Below are 14,893 nucleotides of genomic sequence, written 5' to 3'. Positions count from 1 at the left end.
AATAGCGTACACTTGTACGCCGAACAAGTCCGATCAGCCATTTAGTACGGAAATTTGCGCCATCAGGCACACATCGTTAAGATCGCGATACCGCCCGTCAGACGAGTAACTTACGTGAAACAATACGCCATACAACCCGCCACACTCGAATTTAACGCTGAGGGTACACCTGTTTCCCGAGATTTTGATGATGTCTATTTTTCTAATGACAATGGACTCGAAGAGACACGCTACGTTTTTCTTGGCGGCAATCGTCTTGCGGAGCGATTTCCCGTACATTCACATCCATTATTTATAGTCGCGGAAAGCGGTTTTGGCACCGGACTCAACTTCCTGACGCTGTGGCAGGCGTTTGACAGCTTTCGTTCTGCGCACCCACAAGCGACGCTGCAAAGGTTACATTTCATCAGTTTTGAGAAATTCCCGTTAACGCGCGACGATCTGGCGCTGGCGCACCAACACTGGCCGGAGCTCGCGCCCTGGGCAGAGCAGCTGCAGGCGCAATGGCCGCTGCCGCTCCCGGGGTGCCACCGCCTATTGCTGGATCGGGGCCGGGTGACGCTGGATTTGTGGTTTGGCGATATTAATGAACTGACCGACCAACTGGACGCCACGCTGAATCAAACAGTCGACGCCTGGTTCCTCGACGGTTTTGCCCCGGCGAAAAATCCGGATATGTGGACGCCAAACCTGTTTAACGCGATGGCGCGGCTGGCGCGGCCCGGCGCAACGCTGGCGACGTTTACCTCGGCGGGCTTCGTTCGTCGGGGATTACAGGAAGCCGGTTTTACCATGCAAAAACGCAAAGGCTTCGGACGTAAACGCGAGATGCTTTGCGGAGTGATGGAACAACACCTCATGCCGACCCTTTCCGCGCCCTGGTTTTACCGCAGCGGAAGCGAAAAACGTGAAACGGCAATCATTGGCGGCGGCATCGCCAGCGCGCTGTTATCACTGGCGTTACTGCGTCGCGGCTGGCAGGTGACGCTCTATTGCGCGGACGACCAGCCCGCCCAGGGCGCCTCCGGTAATCGACAGGGCGCGCTTTATCCGCTCCTTAGCAAACATGACGCCGCCATTAATCGCTTTTTCCCGACCGCATTCACCTTTGCCCGTCGCCTGTATGATGCCCTGCCCGTCTCTTTTGATCATGACTGGTGCGGCGTGACGCAGCTCGGATGGGATGAGAAAAGCCAGCAGAAAATCGCCCAGATGCTGTCCCTGGCGCTGCCCGCCGGACTGGCCTCGGCGCTCAATGCCGAAGAGGCGGAACAGGCGGTTGGCGTGACGACACGCTACGGAGGAATTACCTATCCGGCAGGCGGCTGGCTGTGCCCGGAACAATTAACTCGCGCAGTCATCGCACTGGCGACCGAACAGGGTTTACAAACGCGCTTTTGCCATACGCTCACGTCGCTCGTTGCGCAGGAGTCGCGCTGGCAACTGCGCTTTACGTCAGGTGAAACCGCCAGCCATGAGACCGTCGTTCTGGCGAACGGCCATCAGATTAACCGTTTTGATCAGACCCGGCCGCTACCGGTGTATGCCGTCGGGGGGCAGGTCAGTCATATTCCCACCACCCCCGCCCTCTCGGCGTTGCGTCAGGTGTTATGCTACGACGGCTATCTGACGCCGCAAAATCCGCATAATCAGCAGCACTGTATTGGTGCCAGCTATCACCGGGGCGACGAAAGCACCGTCTGGCGCGAAGAAGATCAGCGTCAGAACCGACAGCGTCTGCTTGACTGTTTTCCGGATGCGAAATGGGCCACAGAGGTTGACGTTAGCGGCAACAGCGCCCGTTGCGGCGTGCGTTGCGCCACCCGCGACCATCTGCCGATGGTGGGCAATGTCCCGGATTACCATGCCACGCTGACGCATTACGCCGATTTAGCCGATAATAAAACGTCGGCGGCGCCTGCGCCTGTGTATCCGGGTTTATTTATGCTCGGCGCGCTGGGATCGCGCGGTTTGTGCTCAGCGCCATTATGCGCAGAAATTCTGGCGGCGCAGATGAGTAACGAGCCGATTCCACTGGATGCCAGTACGCTGGCGGCGTTAAATCCGAATCGGTTATGGGTGAGAAAGTTATTGAAGGGAAAAGCGGTGAAGTAATGGGTCAATAACGGAAGGCGGCAAGCGTCGCCTTCCGGCCCACGGCGTTATTGTTTTGCCTTGTCGAACAAATTGTCCCACATCGCTTTGACTAACGCCTGATCGCGCGGCGACAGTTCGCCGGCGCCGATCGCTTTTTCCAGACTTTGGCTAACGTTGGCATAGACCGCCTCAACGGAGTGGTCATCACCGCTCTCCAGCTCGGCAATGGCTAACGTCAGGTGGCCACGCAGGTATCCACTGGCAAAAAGCTCATCGTCGCTGGCGTGCTCTACCATATCGTCAATTAATGCCAGAATGCGTGATTCAAACTCCGCGATCATCTTCTTTCCTCATTGTAAACGTGGCGCTGGCTTTAATTAAGCGCTTCCGGCCACGGGAACTGTTCCGCCTTAAGTTCGGGCGTGTGATAGTAATTCTGTAGCGCTTTGATGAAGCGGGCCGGACGTTCAGGAATGCCCTGCTCCAGATACGCCATTACCTGCGCATGAACCCGGCGCTGAAACGCCACGCGATCCGGCTCAATATCGCCTTCCAGATTGTCGCAACTGACGTTAAAGGGATACCCCGCCGCCACGCAAAACAACCAGTCGAAAGCCTGTGGCTTCACCTCGACGTCTTCAAATTGACTTTGGGTCTGCGCGTCGCGTCCATCCGGGCAGTACCAGTAACCAAAGTCAACCAGTTCGCGGCGCGCCTTACCGGCGATACACCAGTGAGAAATCTCATGCAGCGCGCTGGCGTAAAACCCATGCGCAAAGACGATGCGGTGGTACGGTACCTGCGCGTCAGCAGGAAGATAGATCGGTTCGTCGTCGCCTTTAATCAGACGGGTATTAAATTCTTCGGCAAAGCAGCCGTTAAAAATCTCAATTAACTGTTCGTAATGGTGCGTATTGTTCATTAATTCATCCCCAACCAGTGGAGGATCTCCTGTCCGTGGCTATCATAAAGTAACCTGGCGCTCATTACCGCCGAGACAATAACGATCATCGGTCTGATAAGCTTTTGGCCTTTGCTCAACACCAGACGCGACCCCATTCGCGCCCCTAAAAACTGACCAACCAGCATCACGAAGCCCGTCGCCCAGATCACTTTGCCGCCGATGATAAATAACAGCAGGCCGCCAACGTTGGAAGTAGCGTTAAGCACTTTGGCATGTGCCGTGGATTTCGCCAGGTTATAGCCACATAAGGTGACAAACGCCAGAGCGTAAAACGACCCGGCGGCAGGCCCGAAAAAGCCGTCGTAAAACCCGACGCATCCCCCGGCTATCAGCGCGAACGGTAATCCATACAGGCGGCGCTGGCGATCTTCCTCGCCCAGCTTCGGCATCAATAAAAAATAGAGGCCGATGAAAATCACCAGGATAGGCAAGATCTGGCGCAAAATATCCGCCTGCACGTGCTGCACCAGCAGCGCGCCGCTCATCGAGCCAATGAACGTCATCAGAATATTGAGCTTTTGCTCGGCCAGGTTTACCACTTTACGGCGAATAAAATAGAGCGAAGACGAGAGGGAGCCGCCGCACGCCTGTAATTTATTGGTCGCCAGCGCGTTTGCCGGCGACATCCCGGCGGCCATCAGCGCAGGGATAGTGAGCAGCCCTCCGCCCCCGGCGATAGAATCGATAAATCCTGCCAGTACGGCGACAAAAAACAGCACCACCAGCAGCAGCGGGGAGACCATAAACAGATCATAAAAATTGTCCATCAGAGTACATGCTCATCCAGTAGCGCCTGGCAGGAAGGCGGCAACGGCGGCGGTGTCTTCTTCTCAGGCTTTGTGGTGCCAGGTTTTGGCGGTTCGAACCAGCTTTGCAGTTCAGCGTCGCATCCATCGCCCGGCGGGGGTAAAGGTTGATCTTCGCACTCCAGGCTGTCGGCAGGGCAGCGTAAACGCACGTGCATATGCGCGCGATGCTGGAACCAGGGGCGTACTTTACGTAGCCAGTCACGATCGTTTCCGGCATCGAGGCAAAGCTGTTGTTTAATAGCCGGATTGACGAAAATACGGGTGACGTCATTGTCTTGTGCCGCCAGTTTGATCAGACTGGCGATATCCGACGACCAGCGCGACGGCACGACGTGTTTACCGTCGCGGGACACCAGATCTAACGCCTGCGGGCGCAATAGCTGCGCCTGGCTCCAGCGCGTTTTCGGCAACTGCAAGAAAATATCCACATCAAGCCCGGTCTGATGACTGGCGTGTCCGCCATTAAAGCGGCCTCCGGCAGGCATCCCCATGTCGCCTATCAGGACGGTTCCGAGCCCCCGTTGCTGCGCCTGATGACTCAACCGCTGGATAAACATGACCAGATCCGGGTGGCCGAAATAACGGCGCTGATCGGTGCGCATCACCTGATAATTATCGGACTGTACCGGCAACGTGTCGGCGCCGATGATACATCCGTTGGCAAAGCTACCGATAGACTGGGCGGCGCCGGGGACAGGATGGGTTATTTTCTGCCACGGCGTCGCCGCCAGGCTGGCGCTACTGACAAACCATGCCAGCAGCGCAATCGCGGTTTTTTTCATTTCTTACCAGCGTGGAATCTCTGTCTTTACATCCGCATTCTGTGCCCGATGGCGCAGCAGGTGATCCATCAGCACGATCGCCAGCATGGCTTCTGCGATCGGCACTGCGCGAATCCCCACACACGGATCGTGGCGCCCTTTGGTGATCATCTCGACTTCTTCGCCCATCCGGTTGATCGTACGTCCCGGCACGGTAATGCTGGAGGTAGGTTTCAGCGCCATATGCGCCACAATGTGTTGCCCGCTACTGATGCCACCGAGGATGCCGCCAGCGTGGTTGCTCTGAAAACCCTGCGCCGTGATTTCATCTCGATTCTGGCTGCCGCGCAGCGCCACCACGTTAAATCCTTCGCCGATCTCCACGCCTTTCACCGCATTGATGCTCATCAGCGCATGGGCGATGTCCGCATCCAGTCGGTCAAATACCGGTTCGCCAAGCCCTGCCGGCACGCCGCTCGCCATCACCGTCACTTTCGCGCCGATGGAGTCACCCTCTTTTTTCAGCGCGCGCATCAGTTCGTCCAGCGCGTCAAGTTTGTCCGCATCGGGGCAAAAGAACGGATTAAGCTCAACCTGACGCCAGTCTTTAATCTCCAGCGGAATGTCGCCCATCTGGGTCAGGCAACCGCGGATTTCGATGCCGAACTTTTCCGCCAGGTATTTCTTGGCGATCGCCCCTGCCGCTACGCGCATCGCGGTTTCACGCGCGGAAGAACGTCCACCGCCACGGTAATCGCGCAGGCCGTATTTCTGCTCATAGGTGTAATCCGCGTGTCCCGGACGAAAAACATCTTTAATCGCGCTGTAGTCCTGCGAGCGCTGATCGGTGTTTTCAATCAGTAGGCCAATGCTGGTGCCGGTCGTCACGCCATCAAACACGCCGGAGAGAATTTTTACCTGGTCCGGTTCGCGGCGCTGAGTAGTATAGCGCGAGGTGCCAGGGCGGCGTCTGTCGAGATCGTGCTGCAGATCGGCCTCCGTCAACGGGATGCCGGGCGGCACGCCATCGACGATACACCCAAGCGCCAGCCCGTGTGATTCGCCGAAAGTGGTTACGCGAAAGAGTTGTCCAATTGTGTTTCCTGCCATCACGGCTCCGTTATCGTTGTTGTCGTTTGCGTGTTTTAATCTTTATAAATATTGAAATGTTCACGGGCCGCGAGCAACTGCGCTTTGGTCAACATAAAGACGCCATCGCCGCCGTTGTCAAACTCCAGCCAGGTGAACGGCACATCCGGATACTGCTCCATCAGATGTACCATGCTGTTTCCGACTTCACAAATCAGAACGCCATCATCGGACAGATAATCCGGCGCATTTCCCAGGATACGACGAGTCAATTTGAGGCCGTCAGTGCCGGACGCCAGCCCCAGCTCAGGTTCGTGGCGATATTCGTTCGGCAGATCGGACATATCCTCCGCATCGACATAAGGCGGGTTAGTGACTATCAGATCGTACTGAACTTTCGGCAGATCGCGGAACAGATCGGAACGGATTGGCGTCACGTGATGGATAAGACCGTGTTCTTCAATGTTATGCTCGGCGACAGCCAGCGCATCCGGCGAAATATCGACCGCATCAACCTCTGCGTCCGGGAAAGCATAAGCACAGGCGATGGCGATGCAGCCGCTGCCGGTACACATATCCAGAATATATTTCGGCTGTTGGCTAATAAGGCCGGCGAAGTGGTTATTAATCAGCTCGCCAATGGGCGAACGCGGCACCAGCACGCGCTCATCGACATAAAATTCGTGGCCGCAGAACCAGGCTTTATTGGTCAGGTAGGCGACCGGGATACGCTCGTTAATGCGACGAATCACTCGCTCGACAATGCGGTGTTTTTCGCTGGACGTCAGCCGCGCGGTCCGCATATCCTCCGGAATATCCAGCGGCAGATAAAGAGACGGCAACACCAGTTGTACCGCTTCATCCCACGGGTTATCGGTACCGTGTCCATACCAGATATTCGCCGCGCTAAAGCGGCTTACCGCCCAGCGCAACATGTCCTGAATGGTATGCAGTTCACTTACTGCTTCATCGACGAAAATTTTATCCACGTATTCCTCCAGGGCATGCTCGCATTAAATTCGGCGGCTAGTTTGCCACGAAGACAGGGATAAATCAGCATTGACGCGGCGGGAGAATACGAAAAATCCGTTTTGACCGTTCGGATATCCTCCGGGTCGGGTAAACTAAGGCAAAAGATCAGACGAGACCCACGAATGAAAAAGAAAACATCGCTCAGCGAGGAGGACCAGGCGCTGTTCCGTCAGCTGATGGTCGGCACCCGAAAGATTAAACAGGATACTATCGTCCATCGGCCACTGCGCAAGAAAATCACGGAAGTCCCTACCCGAAGGTTAATTCAGGAACAGGCGGACGCCAGCCACTATTTTTCCGATGAGTTCCAGCCGCTGCTCAATACGGAAGGGCCGGTAAAGTATGTCCGTGAAGATGTCAGCCATTTCGAGCTAAAAAAAATGCGCCGCGGCGACTATTCGCCGGAACTGTTTCTGGATTTACACGGCTTAACGCAGCTTCAGGCCAAGCAGGAACTGGGAGCGCTGATTGCCGCCTGCCGTCGGGAACATATTTTTTGCGCCTGCGTCATGCATGGACACGGTAAACATATTCTGAAACAGCAAACGCCGTTATGGCTGGCGCAGCATCCGCATGTGATGGCCTTTCATCAGGCGCCGAAAGAGTACGGCGGCGACGCCGCGCTGCTGGTGTTGATCGAAGTGGAAGAGTGGCAACCGCCCGAATTACCCTGATGCAGAATTGCCGGATGGCGGCGCAAGCGCCTTATCCAGCCTACGAACAGCCAACGCTGTCATAGGCCTGATAAGCGAAGCGCCATCAAGCAGCAAAGATTAAATCGCTTTCGCCATTTTCAGATTGCAGGGACTCATTTGCCAGTTGAATGTCCCCTTGCCGCTTTCATCAAGCGTAACGTTGGCAATTGCGGACGTCGTGAACATCGGCGGCGTTTCGCCCGGACAAAGCTCAGATACCAGGTATCCGACCAGAGGTAAGTGAGAAATCACCAGCACCGATCCGATCTCTTCATTGGCCAGCGCCTGGAGGTAGGCGCTGACCAGACCGACATCGCCACAGGGCGTTAGCTCCGGCAGGACATCCACCTGAGCCGGCAGATTCATACAATCGCCGACCACATCTAACGTCTGTTCGGCCCGAAGAAACGGACTCACCAGAACACGTTCGATATCCACTTTTTGACCTTTCAGCCAGTTCGCCATCAGGCGAGACTCGTCACACCCACAAGGGGTCAAGGGACGAACCGAATCACTGGCGGCATCGAGGGCTGCGTCGCCGTGACGCATGATAAAAACTTGCATATTGCACCGCTTTTGTTAACCAGTTTCACCAACACGCTTACCACATGCCCCTATTGGCTGCGGCAAAAATGCGGTGGCCGGCATTGTGCCTTATCCATTCACTGAATGAAACGCTGTTTTTTACCTCAATGGCGTAAGTATAGTCAATCCTTGATTATTATTTCGCCACTAAGGAGGCATTCAGTGCGGATTCATATTCTCTTTGACCTCAATTTCCCTGGTCAGTTTCCCTATTCGTCCAGAAATGCTCCCTGCGCTCCGCCATGCGCACTAATTGTTCGCAAGGCGCGTAACGAGGACCGTAAAGTGCGGCCAGGCGCTGTAATGTCGCCACCATTTCACCCGGCCCGAGAGCATCCATATAGCGGAACGGGCCACCGAGAAACGGCGGAAAACCGATACCAAACACGGCGCCGATATCGCCATCGCGCGCGCTGCGAATCACTTTTTCGTCGAAACAGCGCGCCGCTTCGTTAAGCATTAACATGACACAGCGCTCTGCCACCTGCTGCGCAGACAGTCGACTCTGCCCTTGCACGCCAATAAGCTTATAAATAGCAGGGTCAACCTGTTTTTTGCTTTTACGCCCTTTTTCGCCATAAAGATAGAAACCGCGACCATTTTTTCTACCTTTGCGATCGTCATTCAAAATTGAAGCGACAACATTTGCAGGCGCGCTAAAACGTTCTCCATACGCCGCCTCAAGCACAGGAATAATTTTAGTGCCCGTGTCGATTCCTACCTCATCCAAAAGTTGGATTGGCCCCACCGGAAAACCAAATTTTACCAGGGCGGCGTCAATATGTTCGACGCGTTCGCCTTCAGTCAGCATCCGAATCGCCTCATTGATATATGGCGCAAGAATTCGGTTAACATAAAACCCGGCTTTATCACTGACGACTATCGGGGTTTTACCCTGTTTCTTCGCCAGCTTAACGGTCGTGGCGATGGTCTGCGCGGAAGTAGACGCGTGAGGAATGACCTCAACCAGCGGCATTTTTTCGACCGGGCTAAAAAAGTGCAATCCAATCACCTGTTCCGGTCTGGCCGCATTCGCCGCAATATCGCCAATCGGCAGGGAAGAAGTATTGGAGGCAAAAATGGTGTGAGCAGCGCAATTTTGCTCCACTTCCGCCACCATCTGTTGTTTTAACGGCAGATCTTCAAACACCGCTTCAATGACCACATCACGATGACTGAAACCACGGTAATCGGTCGAACCTGATATCAATGCCAACTGTTTATCGCGTTCGTTGGCTTTGATATGGCGGCGGCGTACTTTTGTTTCAAGCAGATCCCAGCTGTACTTCAGAGCATGATTGATTCCCTGAGTATTTATATCCTTAATTCGTACTGGCAAGCCGCCTTTACAGGCCGTAACCCAGGCGATACCGCCGCCCATTAACCCGCCGCCTAAGATGCCCACGCTGTTCAGCGGGCCGGGCGGCGCATCGCTACCGGGATCTTTTTTCACCTCGGTACTGGCAAAGAAAATAGCGCGCAGCGCCTGCGATTGAGGCGTCATCGCCAGCTCGCCGAAAGCGCGCGCTTCCGCGTCATAGCCGCTACTGCTGCCCTGCGCCAGTCCGGTTTCAATCACATCAATGATCCGCTCCGTCGCCGGATAATTACCCTGCGTTTTTTGCGCCGTCTTTTTACGCACCAGGCGAAATAACAGCGCGCGTCCCAGCGGCCCCGCCAGGATACGTTCCCGGACCGGCAATGTCCGTTGCGCCAGGCGTTCTTTTTTAGCCAGCTCGACAGCCGCTTCCAGTAAAATGGTTTGCGGCACCACATCATCAACCAGCCCGGCTTTAAGCGCCTGTCTGGCGCGAAGCTGTTTACCTGTCAGGATCATATCCAGCGCGGTACTGACCCCCACCAGCCGCGGAAGTCGCTGCGTTCCGCCCGATCCCGGTAAAAGCCCTAACTGTACCTCCGGCAGTCCGAGAACGGTTTTAACGTCGTCGGTACAGATGCGCCGATGGCAGGCCAGCGCCATTTCAAGGCCGCCCCCCAGACAGGCGCCGTGAATGGCGGCGATAACCGGAACAGGCAACGCCTGGATCTCCGCCATCAGTTGCTGTCCCTGACGCGCCAGCGTTTCCGCTTCCTGCGCGTTTTGGCAGTGACCTATCATGTTGATATCAGCGCCAGCAATAAAGTTATCTGCTTTGGCTGAGATAAAAACAACGCCCTGCAACGCTTTGTTTTCCCGGATCTGCTTCAGGATGGCGCGTACCTGCGTGGCAAACTCCGCTTTCAGGGTGTTCACCTTTTCTCCAGGGACATCAATAGCGACAACCGCGACATTATCCAGACGCACGTTAAGCATAAAAGCTGATGTGGTAGTCATTATTCCGCCTCCAGAACCATCGCCGCGCCAAGACCGCCAGCCGCGCAGGCCGTGACCAGGCCAAAACCTCCGCCCCGACGCCGTAATTCATGCAACGTTTGGGTTATCATCCGCGCGCCCGTTGCGGCAAAAGGATGCCCGTAGGCGATTGAGCCGCCGAGCACGTTGAATTTAGCGTCATCCACCTCCCCTGTCGCCTGCGCACGACCAAGCACCTCACGGGCAAATCGTTCGCTGCCCAGCAGTTGTAAGTTCGCCAGAGTCTGGGCGGCAAACGCTTCATGCATGTCAAAAAGCGTCAGATCGGCCATCGTCAACCCGGCCCGCTCCAGCGCCAGCGGCGTTGACCAGGCCGGCCCCAATAGCATGTCCTGCCAGACATCAATAGCGGTAAAGGCGTAGCTGCGCAGATAACCAAGCGGGTGCAGCCCCAGCTCTTTAGCGCGGGATTCGGTCATCAGAATAACGGCGGCAGCGCCGTCGGTCAGCGGTGTACTATTGGCGGCGGTCACAGAGCCATGTTTTCGGTCAAAAGCGGGACGCAGTTTGGCGTAGTCCGCCAGCGTGGAGGTGCCGCGAATGTTGTTGTCTTCTGCAAAGGGGTTTTTATACGGCGGCACATAGGTCGTCATCACTTCTTCCGCCAGTTTGCCCTCCGCCCATGCCTGCGCGGCGCGCTGATGTGAACGATGCGCCAGCGCGTCCTGCTGTTCACGCGTAATACCATACGTTTTCGCCATCTGTTCGGCGGTATCGCCCATGCGCAGACCGGTGGAATACTCAGCAACGGCGGGAGGAACGGGCAGCAGGTCGCGTAAGCGCAGACGAGAAAAAAGCGTCAGCCGTTGGCGGGTCGTCCGGGCTTTATTGACATCAACCAGTACCCGCGCCAGGGCTTTACTCACGCTTATTGGCAGTACCGACGACGAATCTGCGCCGCCAGCGATACCCGCGCGTATCGTGCCGGCCATCAGGCTTTCCGCCACATTCGCTACCGCCTGAAAACTGGTGGCGCAGGCGCGGCTTACGCTATAGGCATCGGTATGAACATTCATTCCCGTACCCAGCACAATTTCGCGCGCAATATTGGGGGCTTCCGGCATTTGTACTACCTGACCAAAAACCAGTTGCTCAATGGCATCGGCTGGAATTTCACTGCGCGCCAGCAGCTCGCCTACCACCATCTTGCCGAGATCAACAGCGGGAATACCATGAAATGCAGTGGCCTGACGAGCGAAGGGGGTTCGTAACCCACTGACAATAGCAATGCGATCGCCCTGGCGGGTGACCAACGGTAAAGCCTGACGCATAGTACTCCCCTGTAAAAAAATAAATTAGTGGTCTGACCTGATCACAGTCTTAACCAATTTTTTACATTTAGCCAAGCAGAGAGAAAAGAAAGTGGGAGCTAAGGCACAGTGAAGGGAAGCGACAAAAAAAGAAAACGCCTCCGCCAGATGATGACGGAGGCGTCGTGAATGAACGGATTAACGCAGGCCGAGCTGGAAGATCAGCGTTTCTGCTTCGCAGGCGAAAACAAAATCAATATCCAGACGAACGCCTTCGGATTCCTCGGTAAAGGTTGGCGTAATTTGGCAAGGTTCAGACTCCACGCTACGCGCTTTTTCGGTTAACGCCGCCAGCGTCTCTTCAGCCTCTGCGCGGGTAGCGAATACGCGGCTGTATGACGCGGTGCAATCGGAGTTGTCCATGATGGTTCCAACGTCCATACAGCAGCAAACCGGGGTTTCATCAGCACTGCATTTACTCATTGTAGATTTCCTCTGTATTTGCACCCAGGGTGCCAGATAAACGATGGGGATATTTTACGCTCCCGGCATTCGCCTCTCCAGTCGTTAATGGTGGGAAACGCGTTAAGTGACCGAAATCACACTTAAAAATGATCTAAAACAAAAATCGCGCGATCGGGTGACCGTTAAGCCCGCCGATTTTGCCAGCCAGATCTCGTTTCTAAGATCACAATTGAAAAAACTTATAAACATACTTGCAACATTCTAGCTGGTCAGACCTATACTCTCGCCACTGGTCTGATTTCTAAGTCGTACCGCAGACCCTACACTTCGCGCTCCTGTTACAGCATGTAACATAGTTTGTATAAAAATAATCAATGAGGTTATGGTCATGAGCCAGAAAACCCTGTTTACAAAGTCTGCTCTCGCAGTCGCAGTGGCAATCATCTCCACCCAGGCCTGGTCTGCAGGCTTTCAGTTAAACGAATTTTCTTCCTCTGGCCTTGGCCGGGCCTATTCGGGTGAAGGCGCAATCGCAGATGATGCGGGTAACGTTAGCCGCAACCCGGCGTTAATTACCATGTTTGACCGCCCGACGTTTTCAGCGGGCGCGGTTTATATTGATCCTGATGTTAATATTAGCGGGACATCGCCATCTCGTCGGACGTTAGATGCGGATAACATCGCGCCGACGGCCTGGGTGCCGAACGTCCATTTTGTCGCCCCGATTAACGATCAGTTTGGCTGGGGGGCTTCTATTACCTCTAACTATGGTCTGGCGACAGAGTTTAACGACACATACGCCGGCGGCTCGGTTGGCGGTACGACCGATCTCGAAACCATGAACCTGAATTTAAGCGGCGCTTATCGCTTAAATGAGGCCTGGAGCTTCGGCCTCGGCTTTGATGCGGTATACGCGCGTGCAAAAATCGAACGTTTTGCGGGCGATTTAGGCCAGTTGGTCGCGGCTCAGAATCCGGCGCTGGCGCCGGTTGCAGGTCAGATTCCCAGCGACACCAAGATTGCCCACCTGAACGGTAATCAGTGGGGCTTTGGCTGGAATGCCGGTATCCTTTATGAACTGGATAAAAATAACCGCTACGCGCTGACCTACCGCTCGGAAGTCAAAATTGACTTTAAAGGCAACTACAGTAGCGATCTTCCCATCGCTATAAACCGATTTAACCTGCCTATCCCAACGGCAACCGGCGGCGCGACGCAGTCAGGCTACCTGACGCTGAATCTGCCGGAAATGTGGGAAGTGTCCGGTTATAACCGTGTGGCGCCACAGTGGGCCATCCACTATAGCCTGGCCTATACCAGCTGGAGTCAGTTCCAGGAATTGAAGGCAAAATCGACCGCCGGCGATACGCTCTTTGAGAAGCATGAAGGCTTTAAAGACGCTTACCGCATTGCGTTGGGTACCACCTATTACTACGATGACAACTGGACGTTCCGTACCGGTATCGCCTTCGATGACAGCCCGGTACCAGCGCAAAACCGTTCTATCTCTATTCCGGACCAGGACCGTTTCTGGCTGAGCGCCGGTACGACTTACGCCTTTAACAAAGATGCGTCTGTCGACGTTGGCGTCTCTTATATGCATGGTCAGAGCGTGAAAATTAATGAAGGCCCTTATCAGTTTGAATCTGAAGGGAAAGCCTGGCTGTTCGGTACTAACTTTAACTACGCGTTCTAATCTCTTTCTGAAACGGATCAAAAAGGTGAGCATTGCGCTCACCTTTTTATTTACTGCCGTTTATTCCGAGTCGATCTCTTTGAGTTCGTCCTGAATCGCCTGCGCGTTCGGGTTTTCCTGCGGCTTGAGTTTTCCGCCATTGGCGATAAAGTCATGACGCTGGAAGTACGCCTCGCGCACCATAATATAAGGATCGGAAGACTGGCGCAGCAAACCATCGGAGTCCAGCAACTGCGCGCGGGTTTCTATCCCTTCGATAGTCCATTTTCCTATGGACATTGGCCAGGTCAACCACGAGAGCACCGGATACAAGGTATCCGCCATATCCCCGCCATCTTCACGCAGCGTGAAGCTGCCGTAGAACGGAAGTTGCATATAAGGCCCATACCCCACGCCATAATGGCCCAGGGTACTGCCAAAGCGATGCGGTTCAACGCGCTGCAGCTTAGGATTCGCCATTCCCGCGACGTCAATAAAGCCACCCATCCCTAATAAGGTATTCAGGAAGAAACGGGTGAAATGCACCATACCCTGATAAGGATCGCCCTGCAGGAAATAGTTCACCATGATCGCCGGTTCTTCGAGGTTGCCGGTGAAATTACTTAAACCGTTACGCGCAGGCTGTGGAACATAATCACGCCAGGCGACCGCGACCGGCCGAACAACATACGGGTCCAGCACATTAAAGTTGAAGTTGTACATGGTGCGGTTAAACCCTTCAAATGGGTCTGAACGCCCCTGCTGTTCCGTACCGGAACTCGCACACCCGACCAGCAGTGTGGTTCCCAGCGCCAGCGCCGACAGGCGAAGCTTCATAGATGTCTCCCTGTGAATTATGGCTATCGCTGATTGCCATCCATGACGGAACGCTACCGTATCCGCCTGTTTAGGTGTGAGCGATTTTAACAGCACGTCAAACGATGTCTATATGCGCGATCTCATTGCTTTGAGCATAGCCTGGTAACGCAACAACGTGACGGCCCTATTCTAACGAAACAGATAAAAACGAGCGTGATCATTTTTATTTTTTCGGAGAATGCCCCGGCCTGGGTAAATGAAAAACCGCTACGCTTTAT

Annotated in this window: 14 protein-coding genes; 3 read left to right on the top strand and 11 right to left on the bottom strand. The window is 54.8% G+C overall.

Features of this window, described 5'->3' with window-relative positions:
- Positions 1 to 114 precede the first annotated feature (114 nt).
- Positions 115 to 2,115, top strand: a complete 2,001-nt coding sequence (gene mnmC, locus HV477_RS09035) for a bifunctional tRNA (5-methylaminomethyl-2-thiouridine)(34)-methyltransferase MnmD/FAD-dependent 5-carboxymethylaminomethyl-2-thiouridine(34) oxidoreductase MnmC (RefSeq protein ID WP_175064952.1) — start codon at positions 115 to 117, stop codon at positions 2,113 to 2,115.
- 47 nt (positions 2,116 to 2,162) lie between these two features.
- Here mnmC and HV477_RS09030 read toward each other — a convergent pair whose 3' ends face one another.
- From HV477_RS09030 to prmB, 6 genes are read right to left on the bottom strand one after another with little or no spacing between them, the layout of a single operon-like run.
- Positions 2,163 to 2,438 (bottom strand): YfcL family protein, encoded by a 276-nt coding sequence (locus HV477_RS09030; RefSeq protein ID WP_000559749.1) that lies wholly within the window; start codon positions 2,436 to 2,438, stop codon positions 2,163 to 2,165.
- Between the two features lie 32 nt (positions 2,439 to 2,470).
- Positions 2,471 to 3,019 carry an elongation factor P hydroxylase gene (locus tag HV477_RS09025; protein ID WP_001066345.1) on the bottom strand — a complete coding sequence of 183 codons (549 nt, stop codon included), beginning with the start codon at positions 3,017 to 3,019 and terminating at the stop codon, positions 2,471 to 2,473.
- Positions 3,019 to 3,828: a sulfite exporter TauE/SafE family protein gene (locus tag HV477_RS09020; RefSeq protein WP_000368599.1), complete on the bottom strand. Its 810-nt coding sequence runs from the start codon at positions 3,826 to 3,828 to the stop codon at positions 3,019 to 3,021. The genes HV477_RS09025 and HV477_RS09020 overlap by 1 nt, the downstream gene beginning before the upstream one ends.
- Positions 3,828 to 4,652, bottom strand: a complete 825-nt coding sequence (gene mepA, locus HV477_RS09015; protein ID WP_079825307.1) for a penicillin-insensitive murein endopeptidase — start codon at positions 4,650 to 4,652, stop codon at positions 3,828 to 3,830. Before mepA ends, HV477_RS09020 begins: the two co-directional genes overlap by 1 nt.
- 3 nt (positions 4,653 to 4,655) lie before the next feature.
- Positions 4,656 to 5,741, bottom strand: a complete 1,086-nt coding sequence (gene aroC, locus HV477_RS09010; RefSeq protein WP_000918457.1) for a chorismate synthase — start codon at positions 5,739 to 5,741, stop codon at positions 4,656 to 4,658.
- A gap of 35 nt (positions 5,742 to 5,776) precedes the next feature.
- Complete coding sequence (gene prmB / locus HV477_RS09005) at positions 5,777 to 6,709, bottom strand: 50S ribosomal protein L3 N(5)-glutamine methyltransferase (RefSeq protein WP_001542329.1); 933 nt, start codon at positions 6,707 to 6,709, stop codon at positions 5,777 to 5,779.
- A gap of 165 nt (positions 6,710 to 6,874) precedes the next feature.
- On the opposite strand from prmB, the gene smrB reads away from it, so the two are divergent.
- A complete protein-coding gene (gene smrB, locus HV477_RS09000; RefSeq protein WP_000730794.1) occupies positions 6,875 to 7,426 on the top strand; it encodes an endonuclease SmrB in 552 nt (183 codons plus the stop codon).
- A 99-nt stretch (positions 7,427 to 7,525) separates the two neighbouring features.
- On the opposite strand, the gene sixA is transcribed toward smrB, so the two are convergent.
- The 4 genes from sixA to HV477_RS08980 all read right to left on the bottom strand — a co-directional run bounded on the left by sixA (position 7,526) and on the right by HV477_RS08980 (position 12,139).
- Positions 7,526 to 8,011, bottom strand: a complete 486-nt coding sequence (gene sixA / locus HV477_RS08995) for a phosphohistidine phosphatase SixA (protein WP_001195800.1) — start codon at positions 8,009 to 8,011, stop codon at positions 7,526 to 7,528.
- A 208-nt stretch (positions 8,012 to 8,219) separates the two neighbouring features.
- Complete coding sequence (fadJ, locus tag HV477_RS08990) at positions 8,220 to 10,367, bottom strand: fatty acid oxidation complex subunit alpha FadJ (protein ID WP_114063920.1); 2,148 nt, start codon at positions 10,365 to 10,367, stop codon at positions 8,220 to 8,222.
- Positions 10,367 to 11,677 (bottom strand): acetyl-CoA C-acyltransferase FadI, encoded by a 1,311-nt coding sequence (gene fadI / locus HV477_RS08985; RefSeq protein WP_079899002.1) that lies wholly within the window; start codon positions 11,675 to 11,677, stop codon positions 10,367 to 10,369. The genes fadJ and fadI overlap by 1 nt, the downstream gene beginning before the upstream one ends.
- Before the next feature lie 177 nt (positions 11,678 to 11,854).
- Positions 11,855 to 12,139: a YfcZ/YiiS family protein gene (locus HV477_RS08980; protein WP_000030904.1), complete on the bottom strand. Its 285-nt coding sequence runs from the start codon at positions 12,137 to 12,139 to the stop codon at positions 11,855 to 11,857.
- Positions 12,140 to 12,509: 370 nt separating this feature from the next.
- Here HV477_RS08980 and fadL point away from each other — a divergent pair, with 370 nt between their 5' ends.
- On the top strand, positions 12,510 to 13,817 hold the full coding sequence (gene fadL / locus HV477_RS08975) for a long-chain fatty acid transporter FadL (protein WP_001518618.1): 1,308 nt from the start codon (positions 12,510 to 12,512) through the stop codon (positions 13,815 to 13,817).
- Between the two features lie 60 nt (positions 13,818 to 13,877).
- On the opposite strand, the gene mlaA is transcribed toward fadL, so the two are convergent.
- A complete protein-coding gene (gene mlaA, locus HV477_RS08970) occupies positions 13,878 to 14,633 on the bottom strand; it encodes a phospholipid-binding lipoprotein MlaA (protein WP_000776787.1) in 756 nt (251 codons plus the stop codon).
- Positions 14,634 to 14,893: the final 260 nt, after the last annotated feature.

Origin of the sequence: Salmonella sp. SG203 (assembly GCF_013350575.1) — a bacterium.
GTDB lineage: Bacteria > Pseudomonadota > Gammaproteobacteria > Enterobacterales > Enterobacteriaceae > Salmonella > Salmonella enterica.
Note: the sequence above shows the minus strand (reverse complement) of the source record. Positions and strands in the feature narration are given on the sequence as shown.